Origin of the sequence: Bartonella sp. AS69XJJH (assembly GCF_042195585.1) — a bacterium.
Classification (GTDB): domain Bacteria; phylum Pseudomonadota; class Alphaproteobacteria; order Rhizobiales; family Rhizobiaceae; genus Bartonella.
Genome location: NZ_JBHIOO010000156.1, coordinates 1 through 519, shown reverse-complemented (window position 1 = coordinate 519; position 519 = coordinate 1). Strand labels below are relative to the sequence as shown.

Sequence of the window (519 nt, the reverse complement as noted above, 5' to 3'; positions counted from 1 at the left end):
CTGATAGTGCTAAAAAACAAGCCCATGAAATGAATGGCATTTTAGCGTCTATGGATGATGAAGCCCTCTATGGAAAAAATCTTTACACCTATACATTCTCAAAAGCCGTTAAGAATGAACTCTTAGTTCCTTATAAGATTATTATCTTAGGTGTTAATGAAGAGGAAGTGAGTGAATCCATTCAACATCTGATGACCGATGAGAATTATGAACTTACTCTTGATGATAAAACCAAGATCATCGGCTGTTATCAAGCCCTTGCCAAAATAGATCTAAAAGTTGATTTGAGTGATGATCCCAATCCCATGCGACGGGCTTTGGCTTTTTGTAGAGACATTAAAACCTCTGAACGTATCCGTGATACATTCAATTCTCCAGAAATACAGAAAGAATTGTCTGATCTTCATAAGCTTTATAAAGAGACACCGCCTCTTCAGTGTAGCTTTGCGCATATTGATGGAACACAAAGTGCCAAGAAGCGCAATGAAGCTCTTGATTGGTTAAAGGAAGATGCGGGGG

Annotated in this window: 1 pseudogene; it reads left to right on the top strand. The window is 38.5% G+C overall.

Annotation, left to right across the window (positions count from 1 at the left end):
* Nucleotides 1-519, top strand: a pseudogene (locus ACFIK6_RS10315) (damage-inducible protein); the annotation flags it as partial.